This is a genomic window from Nonlabens ulvanivorans (assembly GCF_000732625.1).
GTDB lineage: Bacteria > Bacteroidota > Bacteroidia > Flavobacteriales > Flavobacteriaceae > Nonlabens > Nonlabens ulvanivorans.
Map to the genome: position 1 here is coordinate 1 of NZ_JPJI01000037.1, position 336 is coordinate 336.

Here is a 336-nt window from a genome sequence, read left to right on the forward strand (position 1 = left end):
GATGGAACAGACGCTCCAGATTACTTAGATGCTGACAGTGATAATGATGGCGTAAGCGATCGTATAGAAGGAGATGATGTAGATAATGATGGAATCGCAGATACTACAGAAGTAGGCGATACTGATGGCGATGGTATTGATGATGCCTTTGATCCAGCAAATGCTACAGATCCATACAGTGACCCAAGTGGAGCTACGGTAACGAATGATCCAGCCAATGAGCTGAACAATACGGATGGTACCGACGAGCCAGACTATAGAGATACTGATGATGATAATGACTTAATACCAACGGCAAATGAGATTCCAGATGCAGATGGAAACGGAACACCAGAT

Annotated in this window: 1 pseudogene; it reads left to right on the forward strand. The window is 44.0% G+C overall.

Features of this window, described 5'->3' with window-relative positions:
- Positions 1–336, forward strand: a pseudogene (locus IL45_RS15180) (gliding motility-associated C-terminal domain-containing protein); the annotation flags it as partial.